The sequence below is a fragment of the Fusicatenibacter sp. genome, assembly GCF_050872605.1.
Taxonomy (GTDB): Bacteria; Bacillota; Clostridia; order Lachnospirales; family Lachnospiraceae; genus Fusicatenibacter.
Genome location: NZ_JBNMHD010000001.1, coordinates 141,759 through 159,531, shown reverse-complemented (window position 1 = coordinate 159,531; position 17,773 = coordinate 141,759). Strand labels below are relative to the sequence as shown.

At 47.2% G+C, this 17,773-nt stretch carries 12 protein-coding genes; 11 read left to right on the top strand and 1 reads right to left on the bottom strand.

Features of this window, described 5'->3' with window-relative positions; all coding sequences use genetic code 11:
• Window positions 1-40: 40 nt before the first annotated feature.
• From ACY2VT_RS00710 to ACY2VT_RS00680, 7 genes are all read left to right on the top strand, one after another.
• Complete coding sequence (locus tag ACY2VT_RS00710) at window positions 41-1,570, top strand: ABC transporter substrate-binding protein (protein ID WP_461878532.1); 1,530 nt, start codon at window positions 41-43, stop codon at window positions 1,568-1,570.
• Between the two features lie 141 nt (window positions 1,571-1,711).
• The gene (locus ACY2VT_RS00705; RefSeq protein ID WP_461878531.1) at window positions 1,712-2,650 is read left to right on the top strand and encodes an ABC transporter permease; all 939 of its coding nucleotides are present in this window, start codon (window positions 1,712-1,714) and stop codon (window positions 2,648-2,650) included.
• 12 nt (window positions 2,651-2,662) lie between these two features.
• A complete protein-coding gene (locus tag ACY2VT_RS00700) occupies window positions 2,663-3,565 on the top strand; it encodes a carbohydrate ABC transporter permease (protein WP_461878530.1) in 903 nt (300 codons plus the stop codon).
• 200 nt (window positions 3,566-3,765) lie between these two features.
• Window positions 3,766-5,508: a sensor histidine kinase gene (locus ACY2VT_RS00695; protein ID WP_461878529.1), complete on the top strand. Its 1,743-nt coding sequence runs from the start codon at window positions 3,766-3,768 to the stop codon at window positions 5,506-5,508.
• On the top strand, window positions 5,486-7,084 hold the full coding sequence (locus tag ACY2VT_RS00690; protein ID WP_461878528.1) for a response regulator transcription factor: 1,599 nt from the start codon (window positions 5,486-5,488) through the stop codon (window positions 7,082-7,084). The genes ACY2VT_RS00695 and ACY2VT_RS00690 overlap by 23 nt, the downstream gene beginning before the upstream one ends.
• A gap of 143 nt (window positions 7,085-7,227) precedes the next feature.
• The gene (gene bglX / locus ACY2VT_RS00685; protein ID WP_461878527.1) at window positions 7,228-9,447 is read left to right on the top strand and encodes a beta-glucosidase BglX; all 2,220 of its coding nucleotides are present in this window, start codon (window positions 7,228-7,230) and stop codon (window positions 9,445-9,447) included.
• Between the two features lie 213 nt (window positions 9,448-9,660).
• Window positions 9,661-9,936, top strand: coding sequence for an AbrB/MazE/SpoVT family DNA-binding domain-containing protein (locus tag ACY2VT_RS00680; RefSeq protein WP_461878526.1), 276 nt, complete (start codon window positions 9,661-9,663; stop codon window positions 9,934-9,936).
• Between the two features lie 232 nt (window positions 9,937-10,168).
• On the opposite strand, the gene ACY2VT_RS00675 is transcribed toward ACY2VT_RS00680, so the two are convergent.
• Window positions 10,169-10,453, bottom strand: a complete 285-nt coding sequence (locus ACY2VT_RS00675) for a type II toxin-antitoxin system Phd/YefM family antitoxin (RefSeq protein WP_461878525.1) — start codon at window positions 10,451-10,453, stop codon at window positions 10,169-10,171.
• Between the two features lie 157 nt (window positions 10,454-10,610).
• On the opposite strand from ACY2VT_RS00675, the gene ACY2VT_RS00670 reads away from it, so the two are divergent.
• From ACY2VT_RS00670 to ACY2VT_RS00655, 4 genes are all read left to right on the top strand, one after another.
• A complete protein-coding gene (locus ACY2VT_RS00670) occupies window positions 10,611-12,368 on the top strand; it encodes a sensor histidine kinase (protein WP_461878524.1) in 1,758 nt (585 codons plus the stop codon).
• A gap of 197 nt (window positions 12,369-12,565) precedes the next feature.
• A complete protein-coding gene (locus tag ACY2VT_RS00665) occupies window positions 12,566-14,905 on the top strand; it encodes an alpha-L-rhamnosidase-related protein (RefSeq protein WP_461878523.1) in 2,340 nt (779 codons plus the stop codon).
• Between the two features lie 150 nt (window positions 14,906-15,055).
• A complete protein-coding gene (locus ACY2VT_RS00660) occupies window positions 15,056-16,747 on the top strand; it encodes a type 2 periplasmic-binding domain-containing protein (protein WP_461878522.1) in 1,692 nt (563 codons plus the stop codon).
• 93 nt (window positions 16,748-16,840) lie between these two features.
• On the top strand, window positions 16,841-17,767 hold the full coding sequence (locus ACY2VT_RS00655) for an ABC transporter permease (protein ID WP_461878521.1): 927 nt from the start codon (window positions 16,841-16,843) through the stop codon (window positions 17,765-17,767).
• Window positions 17,768-17,773: the final 6 nt, after the last annotated feature.

Below are 17,773 nucleotides of genomic sequence, written 5' to 3'. Positions count from 1 at the left end.
CAAAGATCACACAACACGACATGTGAAAAGGAGAGAGAAAATGAAGAAAAAAGTTTTAGCAGGTGTCCTTGTAGCAGTCATGGCATTTTCCATGGCAGCATGCGGAAACTCAGGATCTGGTTCCAGTTCGAATTCCGGTTCATCCGCAGCTTCCGGAAGCACAGCATCAAATGACGAAGGCGATCCATACACCGTAACACTGGTACTGCAGGGAAGCCAGCAGCAGGACGAGGAAAGAATCGAGGAGAAAATCAACGAGATTCTGGAACCGGCGCTGAATGCAAAACTGGATATCGTTGTTCTTCCGTGGGCAAGTGCAACACAGCAGTTACAGTTAATGCTTTCCGGTGATGAGAAAATCGACCTTCTGTACACAAACGCAACAACAGCCGTACAGTACATGCACTCTGGACAGATCATGGATATGACCGAGCTGATCGACAAATACGGCACAAACCTGAAAGATATCTATGGCGAGGATATCGTAAAATCCAACAACGTTGACGGATTCGTATACGGCGTTCCGAACCAGATCGAGCGTGGTAACATTCCGGCAATCTTCATGAGAAAAGACCTGGTAGAGAAATACAACATCAACACTGATGACATCAAAGAGCCGCAGGATATGGAAAAAGTATTTGAGACCGTACAGGCAGGCGAGCCTGATATGACCATGCTGTATTCCATCAACGAAGGTGATACCCCGCTGACTCGTCTGTTCCGCGGCGATGCACTTGGCGATGCCAACTACTGTGGTGTCCTGATGGATCAGACCAACAGCACAACCGTAGAAAACTTCTTTGCAACTGACTGGTTCAAAGATACCACAACGATGCTGTATGACTGGTACAAGAAAGGCTACATCAGCCAGGATGCCGGAACAAACACAGAAAACTGGAGAACTGTATGCAAAGCAGGAAACCTGTTCTCCCTGTTCTTCTCTTATCATCCAGGTACTCCGGTTGAGTTCCAGAGCTCTACAGGATATGACTTTGAGATCGTTCCGTTCTATGACGCACCGATCATCAACTCCTCTTCCTACAGCAACATCATCTTCTCTGTAGCACAGAATTCCGAGAATCCGGACAAAGCAATGCAGGTTCTGGATTACATCTACGGCAGCCCGGAGGTTATGAACCTTCTGAACTGGGGCGAAGAGGGAACTGACTACGTAGTAGAAGACGAAGAAAACGGAATCATCAACTACCCGGACGGCGTAACAGCAGACAACGTAGGTTACAGCTTTAACTGTGGATGGGAGCTTCCAAACCAGTTCATCGCATACAAATGGGATGGATCTGACCCGCAGCTCTGGGAGAAAATGTCTGATTTCAACGCTTCCGGCACAGAGTCCAAAGCACTTGGATTTGTCTTTGACAACAGCAACTACACCAATCAGGTAGCAGCTCTGTCCAACGTTGTAAAACAGTACAGCGGCGCACTTTACAGCGGTTCCGGTGATCCGGAAGAACTGATTCCTCAGTTCCTCGAGGCACTGGATGATGCAGGAATCAACGATGTCATTGCTGCAAAACAGGAGCAGCTGGATGCATTTCTTGCAAATAAATAATTTGTAAACAGACACAGCCGGGGCGAGAAAGAAAAAGCCGGTGTGAAACAGTAACCGAAAGCTCCACTCTTCAAAAAAAGATGTGGAGCTTTCACTGTAAAAGAACATAGTAAAACAGCCTTATAAAAGGAGAAACGCTTTATGAAAAAAGCAGAGGTTAAAAAAGGAAAAAAGAAAAACGCGCTGAAAGAATACTGGCCGCTTTATCTGATGATGGTTCCGGCACTTCTGTATCTGCTGATCAACAACTACCTTCCGATGGCAGGTATGGTGATCGCATTTAAGAAGCTGAATTTTGCCAAAGGTATCTGGGCAAGCCCGTGGGCAGGACTTGACAACTTCAAGTTCCTGTTCTCATCCAAGGATGCATGGATCATCACAAGAAACACACTGTTGTACAACGTTGCATTCATCCTCGTAAACATGGTAGTCGGCATTGCGATTGCGATTCTGATCACAGAAGTAAAAAATACAAAACTCAAAAAACTGTATCAGAGTGCAATTCTTCTTCCGTTCCTGATGTCCATGGTTATCTTAAGCTACATCGTTTACGCTCTGTTAAGTGCAGAAAACGGTCTTGTCAACAACTCGATCCTTCCGTTCTTCCACATTGATCCGATTCAGTGGTACCAGAAACCGAAATACTGGCCGGCGATCCTGATCATCGCAAACTGCTGGAAAGGCGTAGGATATGGATGTCTGATCTACATCGCATCCCTCATTGGTATTGATCCTTCTTACTATGAGGCTGCAAGACTGGACGGCGCAAGCAAATGGCAGGAGATCACGAAAATTACGCTGCCGTGTCTTGTACCAACCATCATCACCTTACTGCTTCTCAGCATCGGAAGAATTTTCTACTCCGATTTCGGTCTGTTCTATCAGGTACCAATGAACTCCGGTGTCCTGTTCCCGACCACAAACGTAATCGATACGTATGTATACCGTGCCCTGATTGAGCAGGGAAATATCAGTATGTCATCTGCTGCTGGTGTATACCAGTCACTGGTTGGCTTCTGTGTCGTAATGTTCAGTAACTGGATTGTCCGCAAAGTAGACAAAGACCAGGCATTATTCTAGGAGGGTGGAATCATGACAAATTCAAAAAAAGCAAAACGTTTCCAGTTCTGGATTAATGTGGTACTTGTTATCATTACACTGTCCATTGTACTGCCGTTCTTACTGGTATTTATTTCATCTCTGACCGATGAAAACACACTGATCCGCAACGGATATTCGTTCTTCCCGGAGAAATTCAGCTTCTATGCGTATTCCTACATTATCCGTCAGGGCGAGAAAATCCTGCGGGCATATGGAATTACGATTTTTGTAACCATCGTAGGTACCGCAGCGAACATTGCCATGTCTTCCCTTCTGGCATATCCGCTGTCCATTAAAAAACTGCCATACCGCAGAGGAATCACTTTCTTCGTATTCTTCACCATGCTGTTCAACGGCGGACTGGTACCGACCTACCTGATGTATGTAAACTATTTCCACATCAAAAATACGATCTGGGCACTGATTGTTCCGGGCTTCCTGTTAAGTGCGAACAATGTGCTGATGATCCGAAGCTACTTCAGCACCAGCATTCCGGATGCCCTGTTTGAGGCAGCCAAAATTGACGGTGCCGGATACATGAAGATTTTCACCAGCATCACCCTTCCGCTTGGAAAACCGATTCTGGTAACGATGGGACTGTTTTCCGCACTTGGCTATTGGAATGACTGGACAAATGGTTTATACTATCTGTCAGGAAATGAAGGTCAGAAACTTTACAGTATCCAGAACCTGCTGAACCAGATGATTACCGATATTCAGTATCTGACAAGCGGAAAAGTAACCGGAAATATCGGCTCTGAAGTAGCAAAGCTGCCGACAACTTCGATTCGTATGGCAATTGCATTCATCGCTATGCTGCCGCTGTTTATCATCTATCCGTTCCTGCAGAAATATTTTGCAGAAGGTATTACACTTGGTGCGGTAAAAGGTTGATTTACGCGTAGAAATTTACAAAAAGAAACACGTTTGAGTTTCCAACATAAAATCACAGAAACAGTACAGATTCATGACAACATGAGGTGTACTGTTTTTGTGCTCCATTGCATTTGAAGGACCCTGCCAGTGACAGGGTCCATAGGTGGTTTTAGAAGGAAGCATTCTGACCATGAAAACAAGGAAAAGGAGAAACGCTCATGCACATTTCAAAACGGGCGAAAAAAACAACACTTGCGCAGCAGAGCCGTTATCTGCTGTTTATCCTGCTGGGGATGCTTCTGCTTTTTCTGGGCGGGAGCATGATGATTCTGGAACGAACCCAGCAGCAGGTGTATGGACAGCTGGAAGAAGTTTCAAAACTGTATACGGATGAACTGGATAACAGATTTCTTCGCATCAGCCGGGATCTGTTTTCTACGGTAATGGATAGTTCTAACCCGGATTCTACTTTCTGGAAATATATGGATCTGATGGAGACAGACCAATATACAGAATATGTCATTACAAAGCTTCGAAATAATTATGTATCCGCGGCATGGGATTTCGGCACGGATTACAATATTTTTCTTTATACAAAAAGTGATGAGAATTTATATCAGTTAAGTATTCCATCTACGGGTCTTTATACGATCAACCCCTATTTAAAGGAATCCATCCGACGCCGGATTAAAAGTCTGGATCAGCAGACGTACACGATCAAGAAAAAATGGACTGTACTGCGGCAGGGAGACGACGTTTACATGTTCAAGGTAGCCCAGAGCAAAGGCATTGGACTTGGCTGTTACGTCAATCTGAAGACGATTCTGGAACCGTTTTCCAGTCTGTCTCTGGGAAAGAGCGGCTATGTCAGCCTGGTTGATCAGAATGGAAAAAGCATTGGAACGCTGACCGAAAAAGGAATTTTGACGGATGATTCCAAAATCGACACAAGTAATTATACCTTCCGCCAGGAACTCTCTCAGGCACCATTTGAAATCCGCATCAAAATTTCCTGGACAGGCGTTCTGAATCTGATGACCGGAAGTATCTTTGCACTTCTCGGCGTTGCCTTTTTAATGGTCATTGCCGGTTCTATGCTTCTGTTTCATCTGGAAAGAAGAATCCTGCATCCCGTCAGTCTGTTTACGGAAAATCTTCAGAAATACGATAATGGGGATTACACCTTCGAGATGTCCGAGGGAAATCTGGTGGAGCTGGAGCAGATTGATGACAAGTTCCGCAACATGATTCACCAGATCCGCCGGTTGAAAATCACGCTGTACGAGCAGGAACTGGAAAAACAGAAGATTGAAATGGATTATCTGAAAAGCCAGATCCGCCCGCACTTTTACATGAACTGTCTGAACTTCATCTACAGTATGATTGATTTCGGACAGTACGACCACGCAAAGTCGATGAGCCGCATTACCTCCGACTATCTCGCCTATATTTTCCGAAATACGAGCGATATGGTGCCGGTGACAGCGGAGACGAATCACTGTGAGAATTATCTCAAAATTCTGCTGCTGCGCTATCCGGAAAAATTCACCTATTATATCGAAGTCCATGAGGAAGTGGAAGATGCCTTGATCTTCCCGTTCCTGATTCAGGTCTTTGTGGAGAATGCTGCGAAGCATGCGCTGACACTGGAAAAAGTTCCGCTGATTTCCGTGACTGTTTACCCGGAGGACCGCGGAGAAGAAAAATATGTCAACATCTATATTTCGGACACCGGAAACGGCTTCCCGGAGGAAACACTTCAAAAGCTGAAGGCGGGAGAAGAGATTTCAGAAAACGGAAAACACATCGGAATTGAAAACTGCCTGAAGCGTTTCCATTATTACTATGGAGACACCGGAGAGATTCATTTCGATAACAGTCCGCTTGGCGGCGCAATTGTAGATATACATATTCCATACCATACAGGAGAGAAAAAAGATGAAATTATTGCTCGTGGATGATGAAGAGTACGTGATTGAAAGTATCAAACGAAACCTCGATCTTACGGAAACGGGAGTGGATGAGGTTTACACGGCATTTTCCGTACAGCAGGCGCAGAATATCATGCAAATGGTGGACATTGATATCGTCATCAGCGATATTGTGATGCCGGGCGGAACGGGATTTGATTTTGTGGAATGGGTCAGAAAAGAGGAGCTGAAAGTCCAGGTTATTTTTCTGACAAGTTATGCAGAGTTTGATTATGCGAGAAGAGCGATTCAGCTGAACAGTGTCGATTATCTGCTGAAGCCCATTGATTTTGGAAAGTTAAAGGAAGCCGTACTGCGCGCAGCGGAATCTGTTTCGAAAGAGAAGAAAATCCAGGATCTTAGAAAAGAAAGCATCAAATGGAACCAGAATAAAAAAATTCTCCAGCAGGATATCTGGAAAAATGTGCTGAAGAACGGTTTCTCCGAAGAAAAATTCTGTGAGACAGCAGAACAGCGCCAGCTCCCTTATGGACCGGGACATTATTTCCGGTTGATCTGTCTGATGCCTGAGCTAAAGAGCAGCAGACGAGAAGTCTGGGATACTGGGACGATGGAATTTGTGATTGAAAATGTGCTGTCTGAGCTGTACGAGGAAACTGATCTTGCGGTGGACACCGTTTTTTATCAAGAGCCGGGGATTTACTGGATTGTCACACAGTCAAAAGAGAAAGCATTTCCACAGGATGGAGAACAGGACCGCGAAATTCTGCACCGGTTCGTGGCATGGATGAATGAAAAAATTTATCCGGAGCTGTGGTGCGGTGTAGGCTGTTGGGAGTTTGTGGCGGAGATACAGGAGCAGAGCCGGAATCTGCTGAAGATGCGGGACGGCAGTCTTTCTGCATGGAATGAGGTTCTGTTTCTATCTGAGTTTCAGGCTCCGAAGACCAGCTACGAAAACAAGGAGCTGGATGTGTGGAAAGCATTGCTCTCGGAAGAAAAACCGGATGAGCTGCTGGAGCGGCTGCAGAAGTGTCTTGACCGGACAGAGCGGGAAAGAATGATTACAAGAGAATTTCTGGCGGCACTGCGCACCGACCTGACGCAGGTTGTCTACGCTTGGCTTTCGGATCGGGAGATCAAGGCGTATGCGCTGTTTGCAGACGCCGATATGGAAAATCTGCATCGGAATTCGCTCTATGGAAGAGAGGAAATGATGGAATACGCAAAGGTACTGATCCGAAAAGCGGTTCAGTACAGACAGTATATCAACAAATCCGATTCTGTCACGAGCCAGGTATGCGCCTACATTGATGCGCATTACCGGGAGGAGATCCACCGGGAAGAACTGGGGGAGCTTGTCTTTCTGAACACGGATTATCTGTCCCGTATTTTCAAGAAGGAAAAGGGGATTTCGATCAGCAATTACATCATTCAAAAGAGAGTGGAGGAAGCGAAAAAACTTCTGACTCAGAGCACGCTGCCCATCAACACCGTGTCTTTGTATGTGGGATACAGCAATTTTTCTTATTTCACCAAAATGTTCAAAGAAAATACGGGATATGCACCGCTGGAGTACCGGAGAAATTTCAGCGAAAAGAAGTAAGGTGCGGCGGTGTTTCATGAAGTCGGAAAAGTGAAAGAAAAAAGTCTGCCCAGGTGATATTTTTTTCCGGGATGCCATGGTAAAATTTCTGCATAAGATTCTGAAAAACGGATACAGCAAAAACAAGGTATGGAGGAGAAACAATGACCGAGCAGAAATTAAAAGAGCTTCTGGCCGACATGACGCTGGAGGAGAAGGTAAACCAGATGAGCCAGGTTGTGGGCGCATTTTTCAACAAAGACATGGACATCACCGCCATGGGACCGATGGCAGAGAAAGGCTTTACACCGGAGAATGTAGCACTTTCCGGATCGATCCTGGGTTCCATGGGAGCAGAAACGTTAAAAGAAATCCAGAAAAATTTTGTGGAGCAGCACCCGCATCACATCCCGATGCTGTTTATGCTGGATGTCATCAACGGCTTTAAGACGATTTTCCCGATTCCGCTGGGACAGGGCGCAACGTTTGAGCCGGAGCTGTCCGAAAAATGCGCGGCCGTTGCTGCAAAAGAGGCAGCCGTTTCCGGTCTTCACGTAACGTTTGCACCGATGACCGACCTCGTGCGCGATGCAAGATGGGGCCGCGTGATGGAGTCTACCGGTGAGGACCCATATCTGAACGGCCTGTTCTGCGCGGGCATGGTGCGTGGATTCCAGGGAGATGATCTGAAAGAGCCGTACAAAATCGCATCCTGTGTGAAACATTTCGCAGGCTACGGTGCACCGACTGCAGGAAGAGATTACAACACTGTAGAGCTTTCCGAACACACCTTCCGCGATTTCTATCTGCCGTCCTACAAAGCAGGCATTGATGCAGGCGCAGCGATGGTAATGACTTCCTTCAACACCGTCAACGGCGTTCCGGCAACCGGAAACAAAAAACTGATGCGCGGCATCCTGCGTGATGAAATGGGATTCGACGGCGTTCTGATTTCAGACTGGGCAGCAATCGAGGAGATCATCTACCACGGCTACTGTGCAGACCGCGAGGAGGCAGCGATCCGCTCCGCAGAGGCAGGCGTTGATATCGATATGATGACCGGCATTTACTGTGAGAATCTCTGCCGTCTTGTAAAAGAAGGCAAAATTTCCGAGGCGCTGATCGATGAGTCCTGCATGCGTATTTTGGAACTGAAAAACAAACTGGGTCTGTTTGAGAACCCATATAAAGACGCAGATGAGACGAAAGAAAAAGAGATCATTCTCTGCAAGGAGCACCGCGATCTGGCAAGAGAAGCTGCAAGAAAATCGTTTGTTCTGCTGAAAAACGAAGAGAAGATTCTGCCGCTTGATAAAGAGAAAAAAATCGCCTGGGTCGGACCGTACGTCCACAGCAGAAACCTGATGGGTTCCTGGTCCTTTATCGGCGATGCAAAAGATGTAACAAATCTGGAAGAGGCAGTAAAAGCACAGGCTGATACAAAGAACATGAGCTTCCATCCGGGTTCCCCGATTCTTGGCTCCGACATCCGTCTGGAGGGATTCGGCGAGGCGATGGAGCAGTCCCATACACCGGAAGAGGAGGAAGCTATGCTTCTGGAAGCCGTATGCGCAGCGAAAGAGGCAGACGTTGTCGTTCTTGTCATCGGTGAGGACCGCCTGCAGTCCGGCGAGGCAACCAGCAATGCAAACATCCGCATTCCGGAAATCCAGCAGAAGCTGCTCGACCGTGTTTCGGAAGTCAATGAGAACGTTGTCGTTGTCCTCTTCAACGGCCGCCCGCTCGATCTGCGAGATGTTGTATCGAAAGCAAAAGCTGTTCTCGAAGTATGGATGCCGGGAACCGAAGGAGCCAATGCGATCGCAGACGTTGTTTTCGGCGCATATGCTCCAAGCGGAAAACTGACCATGAGCTTCCCATACTCCGTAGGCCAGGTGCCGGTTCACTACAACGAGTATTCCACCGGAAGACCGCACGTCCCAGGCAAGGACAAAGACCGCTTCCGCTCCAAATACCTCGACATCCCGAACGCACCGCTGTTCCCGTTTGGATATGGTCTGAGTTACACGAGCTTTGAAGTTTCGGATGTAACGCTGGATAAGACGGAACTTGGCATGGAAGACGAAATCAAAGCTTCCGTAACCGTGAAAAATACCGGTGAAACAGCCGGAACCGAAACGGTACAGCTCTACATCCACGACGTAGCCGCATCCGTGGTACGCCCGGTCAAAGAGCTGAAAGATTTCCGCAAAGTAACCCTCCAGCCGGGAGAAGAGCAGAAAGTGGAATTTACCATTAATGAAAAAGAACTCCGATTCCTGACAGAGAATGAGCGCGTAGAAAGTGAAAACGGCACTTTCGAAGTCTTCATCGGAAGCGACAGCACGACGGAGAATAAGGCAGAATTTGTGCTGAGTAAATAAAAATATATAAGAAAATGAAAAAGAAAAGCCAGCCCCAAAGAGCGAGAAAAATTGATTCGCCTTTGGGGTTGGTTGCTTTATACAGAGAGAAATTATTGAGGTGATGAAACAATTTATGCATTTTCAATATTTGACATTGATTTTTGAATGCATTCTTAATATAATAAAAGTAGGGAAATCCCTACTTTTATGCTTGACAAGGAGGTGGCGATTATGTTAGCAAATATGTTTGTGGATAATGCAAAAGTTATGGCAAAAGGACAGGTCACAATTCCAAAAGATGTTCGAGAGGTACTTGGAGTAGCAAGTGGTGATCGTATTACATTCATTGTTGAGGGAAATACGGTTCGTATTGTTAATTCTGCTGTTTATGCTATGCAGATACTGCAAAAAGAAATGGCTGGAGAAGCAGAGCGTGCTGGTTTAACATCGGATGATGATGTGATGGCACTTGTAAACGAATTGAGAAGCGAGGATGAAAATGCATGAGAGTACTGATAGATACTAACGTCCTGATTTCTGCGGCGCTTAGCAAAAACGGTACTCCGTTCCAGGCGTATGTAAAAGCAGAAAAGCCAGCCGCAAAGAGCGAAAAATGATTTGCCCTTGCGACTGGCGCTTTTTTATTGTTGAAATTTATGACTCACATACAGAAGCGTCGAAATTCTTCTGGTGTGCAGCCGCAGATTTTTTAAATACACTCCCAAAATAACTGGGGATTTCAAAACCGCATAAGTGAGCTATTTCGGAAACTCTGTGCTCGGGATAATGAATCAGCAAAATTATACTTTTCTTTCAAACTTTCCAGCTTTGCATTATCCGGAGTGTAGTCCTCTTTTAAAATACCCGTGAGCGAGTCTGTCAGATAAGAGGCGGTGGAGTTTTTCGGAACAAAACGTCCTAGTTCCTGTCCGTTGTTAGTAATAACAATTTCCTGACCGTTTATGATAAAAGCCAAGTACCGGTCAAAGTCATTCTGTATTTCATTAACCGTAACAATAATCATAGAAATCCCTCCTGGTTAATTCTAGCATATGTAAAATCTGACATTTTATCAAGAGGAAAATTTAAACGAACGATTTTTCTGTTGCGGGATTCCTTTTTTGCGTTATACTGAGAAGTAACGTGTTGGGAAATTTTTAAACAGGGGGATTTTACAAAAGATGGAGAAGAAGAACCGAAGTGTCTTCCGCCGTCTGTACGTACTGTTCGGGGTCAGTATGCTGGTGATTTATATCAGTCTGACCGCCGTATTTTTGCTGTACGCACAGAAGCAGCGGGACAATGTTGTGGAGGAGCTGCAGAACCGGGTGTATCACAATACGCAGATCATGGAGCAGCAGTTTGAGACGATTCAAAAATTAGAGCAGAACTTGATTACGGACAGCCGGCTGCAGTCGCTGGCGTATGATGATGCGCTGAATGTGTATGAGCGCTCGCAGTTGATCCGGTCGCTGCAGGCACATATTCAGGAACTGTGTGCGGCGAACAACAGTATTGATAAAATTGCGATTGTTTTTCCGAAGGAAAGCCGGGAAATCAACACGGAGACAGGATGGGGCGTAAAAACGTATAAAGCATTGGATCGAAAAGGCAATGATCTGGCCAGCACGCTGGTGTATGAGCGGCGGAAGCTGTACATGGAGCTTCTGTATCCGCTGACGTACTCGACGGACGAGGAATACCGCCCCGACTGCGGCATCATTATCACACTTTCCCAGAGCTATTTCCGGGAAATTCTGGAAGCACTTGGGGGTGGAGACACGGGAGCCTTTCTGGCGCTGGAACAGAAAAGCGGAGTTCCCGGTGTGATTCTGCAGACGGAAGCAGAGGGCAGCCAGATTTTCCAGGACTGGAAAAACCAGAATCAGACAGCGGACGGGACGGAGGAAAGTGCCGCAGATACGGAGCAGGGAAAGCTTCGAAGTCATGGAACTGAATACATGTTGGTACGGCGGCAGTTTCCATCCTACGGCGTAACCGTTGGTGCATACTGCAGTGCGAAAAAGGTAGGTGGTGCATCTGCCTGGGCGCTTGCGGTCATGGGGATTGTGCTGCTCTGCATTACTGTCTTGTTCTTTGCAATTCTATACCAGACAAACAACGCCGTCAGCCGCCCGCTGCATGAGGTGGTTCATGCATTTGGAGAAGTAGAAAAGGGAGACCTCGATGTCCGGATCTACCACGAACCGCATGATGAATTCGGCTACATCTATGCGGCATTCAACCGCATGGTACAGCGGATCACCGAGCTGATGGAAAACGTCCGCGAGCAGAGCCGTCTCCTGCAGAATGCAGAACTCATCCAGCTGCAGTCGCAGATCAATCCGCATTTCCTGTACAACAGCTTTTACCTGATCCGCATTATGGCGAAGAATGAAGATTATGATCAGATCACACAGTTCGTAACATCGCTGGCGAAATATTATCGATTCATCAACAAAGAAGTCAACCAGAACATTCCGCTGCAGCGAGAGGTGGAGCACATGCAGAACTACATCGACATTCAGCAGATGCGCTTCGGGGATAAAATCACCGTAGAACACGAAGCACTGCCCGCCGGTGTGAGCGAGTACCGCGTGCCGAAGCTGATTCTGCAGCCGATTGTGGAAAATGCGTATAATTACGGTATGAAGGATATTCTGGAGGATGGAAAAATCTGGATTCATTATGTGAAAACGGAAACACAGCTTGAAATCTGGATCGAGGACAACGGCGGAGGCGGCAGCGAGGAACACTTAAAAGAAATGCAGGAAAATATCCGCGACTACGAGGGACGCGCGGCCGGTCATGCGCTGTCGAATATTGAGCGGAGACTGAAACTGGCTTACGGAGAGGGCAGCGGGCTGGCGGCACAGAAAAGTGAGCTGGGCGGCGTTGCCATGATTCTGCGGCTGGATCTTACGAAAACGCTGGAGTAAAAAGAAAAATTTACGTTACGGTTTGACGGATCTCAGCGAATAGCAACAAGTCAATTTTTGCAGGGGAAGATCAAGAAAGTTACATTGTTGATCTTCCCCTGTTTTTTTATACTGAAGATACGATAGCCGGACTGTGCATTTTTGGCATGGAAGGAAAAAGCTGCTGCACAGACGGCGTAAAAACAGGAGGTATTTTTATGTGGGATAAAGCAGTGTGGCTTGGGGTGCCGCGGGAAGAAATTGAGGAAAAACAGATTTATCAGGGAGATATGAACGGCCGGTTCGCCTGGTACCGTCTGGATTTTGAACTGGAGGAGACCGGAACTCTGATGGTGGATCTCTCCGCCAATTCCCGATACCGTCTCTGGATCAACGAGCAGCCGGTCCTCTCGGGTCCGTGCCGGAGCAGCGAGTTCTGTCAGTATTATGAAACCGTGGACGTCAGTTCCTATCTGAGAAAAGGAAAAAATGTATGCACCGCGCAGGTTCTGCTCTGCGACAGTATGTATGGAACAGGAAGACCGGATGACAGCCGTGCGCCTCTTCACAGCGTGGCAACTCTTCCGGCGGGCCATCGCTTTGCCTTGGAAGGCGCGGTCAAAAAGGAAGACGGAGAGATTCTTGCCGATCTTGCGACAGGAACTGCCGACTGGCGCGTGTGGCTTGATGACACCTGGTATCTTGTCAAAGAGCCGCATGTCAACGGAAACATGGGTGCGCTGACCGAGCGCATTGATTTCCGGAAAACAGAAAGTGATTACAAAAAAGCCGATTTCGCAGCCGGAAACTGGAAAAAAGCCGCGCCGCTCGAAGAAGTAAAAACGGGATTCGAGATGATGTTCGGCATCTTAAAAACCTTCCGCATGGAAGAGCGTCCGATTCCGCTTCTGTACGAGACGGAGGAAATGCTGGAAAAAGAACTCGGAACGCCGGTACTGGGTGATGAGGAAAAAATCGAGGTACACCCGGGAGAACGCTGTGAGCTTCTCTTTGACGGCGATGCCGTTTTCAACGCCTATTTCCGTTATCAGATCGAGGGCGGAAAAGACGCGGAGGTCAAATTTACGTACTTTGAAAAATTCACCCGCGGCATCGATGAGGTAAAGCGGGACGACTATAAAAACGGAGAGATCGGAAACAACGGACAGGAAGACACGATCATCTTAAACGGCGGCAGCCTGGTATATGAGCCGTTCTGGTACCGCACGATGCGCTTCCTGAAAATCGAAATCGAGGCAAAGGACGAATCCGTATGCTTTTACCGTCCGCGTTTCCGTAAAACAGGCTATCCGCTGCATTCCTCGACCTGGGTATCTTCCTCGGAGGGCTGGGTAGAGCAGGTTTACCAGATGTGTGTCCGCACGCTGGAAAGCTGTATGATGGAAACCTACATGGACTGCCCGTTCTGGGAGCAGATGCAGTATCCGATGGATACCCGCCTGCAGGCGCTGTTCACCTACAGCTGCAGTACCGATACGCTGCTCGCAAAAAAAGCGCTGCGTGATTTCCATGAATCGATGCTGCCGGACGGCCTGATCCAGGGAAGAGCGCCGAGCAATCCGAAACAGATCATCTCGACGTTTTCACTCTACTATATTTTTATGATTCAGGAATACTATGAGCGCACCGGCGATGTGGATGTGCTGAAACGGTACCGCGCCGATGTCGATCAGATTCTCGAATATTATGACCGCCACATCGGATCGCAGGGGCTGGTGGAGAACCTCGGCTTCTGGGATTTTGTGGACTGGCAGGAGCAGTGGAATCCGACCTTTGGCCGCCCGGGTGCCGTAAAACAGGGGCCGTCAACCATCATCAATCTGATGTATGCCCTCGCGCTGGAAACCGGTGCGAAGATCTGTGCGGAAAGCGGAAGAACGGCATTGGAAGATGAGTACAAAGCCCGCCAGCAGGCTATTTTGCACCAGATCGAAGCGCTCTGCTGGGATGAAGCGCGCGGCATGTACCGCGAGGGTCCGTCTTACAGCGAGTTCAGCCAGCACGCACAGAGCTGGGCTGTATTAAATCATCTGAAAGAAGGAGCCGAGGCGGCAGAATTAATGCGGAAGACCTTCGAAGAAAAAGATGTCCTCCGCTGCTATTTCTCCACCTGCTACGAGCTGTTCCGCGCCTGTGAAGCGGCTGGCTGCTATGATCTCACCAGCCGGCAGATGGAGTGGTGGAAGCATCTTCTGGATGAACACTGCACCACCTGCCCGGAGACGCCGTCCAATTCCAGAAGCGAATGCCACGCATGGAGCGCCCTGCCGATGTATGAACTGATCTGTGTGATGGCAGGCATCCGTCAGAAAACGGGAAAAGCGGATGAAATCATTGTGAAGCCGCATCTTGGCACACTGCCGGATCTTGAGGGAGAAGCGGTATCGCAGCGCGGAGCAGTGGCATTTTCGTATCGAAAAGAAGGCGAAGAGACACAGTACCGCCTCAAACTGCCGGAGGGATTAAAAGGAATCTTTGTGAAAGAAAACGGCGAGACCATCATTCTGCAGGAAGGCGAAAACGTGATCAGAAATTGATCATTTCTTGATAAAAAATTGCAACAGGTCAATTTTTGACACAGTAAATCAAGATTGTTTCATTGTTGATCTGTGATTTGCGCGGTATAGTGTGTTTAGAAAGCAAAGGAAAAATGCTTCAGGGGTGAAGCAAAAACAGGAGGGTATGATATGAAAAGAAAAATTGCGTTACTGTTGACAGCCGTTATGGTGACCGGAATGATGGCAGGCTGCGGAAGCAGCGGAAGCGGCAGCTCCGGTAGCACAGGCGGATCATCCACCGCGACAGCATCTTCACTGGAAGATGCCGATCCGGATTTCAAGTATGACGAGCCGGTTACACTGTCTTCCTTCTTCGAAATTTCTCCGACAATCATGTCAGATTTCGATCAGGAAACCGTAGTAAACAGCCTCTATTACCAGAGACTGAAAGAGCGCACCAACATCTCCATCGACTGGAAATGGTTTGCAGCCAACACCACCGACGACTCCGTACAGAAAAAGAGCGTAGCCATCGCATCCGGCGATATTCCGGATTTCATGATCGTCAACAGCTCCCAGCTGGCACTGCTTGCAAAGAGTGATCTGATCAACCGCGACATCGGAAAGATCTTCGATGCATATGCAAGCGACACCTTAATGGACTGGACCACAGGAGAGGGCGATGCAGCACTGGAGTCCGCAAGAGATAAGGGTCAGGTCATTGCCATTCCGCTGGTAGATTCTTCCATCGACAGTGCCGACGTTCTCTGGATCCGCCGCGACTGGATCGAAAAACTTGGTCTGGAAATGCCGAAAACAATGGATGATCTGTACAACGTTATGGTAGCTTTCCGCGATCAGGATCCAGATGGAAACGGACAGGCAGATACCCTTGGAATGGTATTCCATAACAATTTCTTATCCACAGGACTTGGCGATGCAACAGGCGTATTTAATGGATTTAACGCCTATCCGGAAATCTGGATCGATGATGGAAACGGCGGTCTGGAATATGGTGTGGCAGATGCGGATGCAAACAAAGAGGCATTAAATTATCTGGCGAAAATGTATCAGGAGGGTTTGATTGAGCAGGACTTCTCTTCCAATGATGAGACAAAAGGAACCGAGCCTGCAGCAGCAGGAAAAGCCGGTATCCAGTATGGACAGCTCTGGAATGCAAACTGGCCGCTGAACGCAACCATTCAGAATGATCCGGAAGCTGACTGGGTATCCATCCCAATGCCGACTGTAGATGGCAGCGATGTACACCCACAGATTAACTTAAAGATCCTTGGCTATGTTGTGGTAAGCAAAAAATGTGAGCATCCGGAAGCCGTTGTCAGAATGCTGAACTTCTGGTGTGATGCATGGTCCGGCGATGAGTACAGCGATTATCTGGTAGACGATGGAACAGGTGCCGTACAGTTCCCACTGCACTGGGTAATGCTGAAAACCTATTATCCACTGAAGAACCTGGACAGCCATCTGGCAGTTGTAGACGCAGTAGAAAGCGGAGATACTTCCAAACTGAACCAGGAGCAGAAACAGTATTATGATGCCGTAGATGGATATCTGTCAGGAAACAAAGTAGAGAATTACGGCGGAATGAAAGTATTTGGAAATGATATGTCTTCTCTTGAAGTTATCAATGAGTATCATGAAAAAGATTCGTTCCTCTTAGATGCATTTACCGGAGCACCGACAGAAACCATGGGTCAGAAGCTTTCCACAGTAAATGACAAAATCATGGAGTATTATACCAAGGTTATCATGGGCATTGAGTCAACAGATACCTATGATGATTTCTTAAATGAAGTGAATTCCCTCGGACTGGAGAAAATAACAGAAGAAGTCAACGAGTGGTACAGCAGCAGAAAATAAGAAAAACGGGCGGGGAGTGGAGAATTGGAGCTTCACTCCCCGAAATAAAAAAGTACAGAAAATCGTAGTGGAAATACGGGGAAGGGATTTTGTATGAAACAGAAAAAAGGGAAAGGGATACAAAATTTAAAAAGAGAATGGCCGCTGCATGTGATGCTGATTCCGGCCGTCATTCTGCTTCTTATTTTTTCCTATCTGCCAATGGTAGGAATTGTCATTGCATTTCAGGATTTCGTTCCATCCGGCGGAATGAAAGGATTTTTCACCTCCGCATGGGTTGGGCTTGACAACTTCAAATATGTATTCGAAATGAAAGATTTCCGCCAGGTTATGATCAATACACTGGTGATCGCAATTATGAAAATTATCGCAGGAATCATCGTTCCATTGATTCTTGCATTACTCTTAAATGAAGTAAGAAACAAACACTTCAAAAAAGCAACACAGACACTGATCTATATTCCATACTTCCTGTCCTGGGTTGTTCTCGGAGGTATCCTGGTCGACATTCTTTCGCCGACCGACGGTATTGTCAACACCTTCCTCGGCCTTTTCGGACACGAGCCGGTTTATTTCCTCGGCAGTCTGAAAACAATCCGCGGAACCTTAATCGTTTCTGAGGTCTGGAAAAACTGTGGTTACAATATGGTTATTTTCCTTGCAGCTCTGACCGGCATCGATCAGAGTCAGTACGAAGCTGCAAGAGTCGATGGAGCAGGATACTTTAAACAGATGCTTTACATTACACTTCCTGGAATTTTACCGCAGATCGTTCTGGTAACTGTTCTTGGAATGGGAAACATTCTGAATGCAGGCTTCGATCAGATCTTCAACCTGTACAGCCCGATCGTCTATGAAAAAGCAGATATCCTCGATACTTTCGTTTACCGTCTTGGTATGGTAAACCTGCAGTACAGTGTATCTACCGCAGTCGGTCTGTTCAAATCGGTGATTTCGTTCATCCTGATCGCAGTATCTTTCTCACTTGCGAAAAAATTTGCAAACTATCAGATTTTCTAGGAGGTT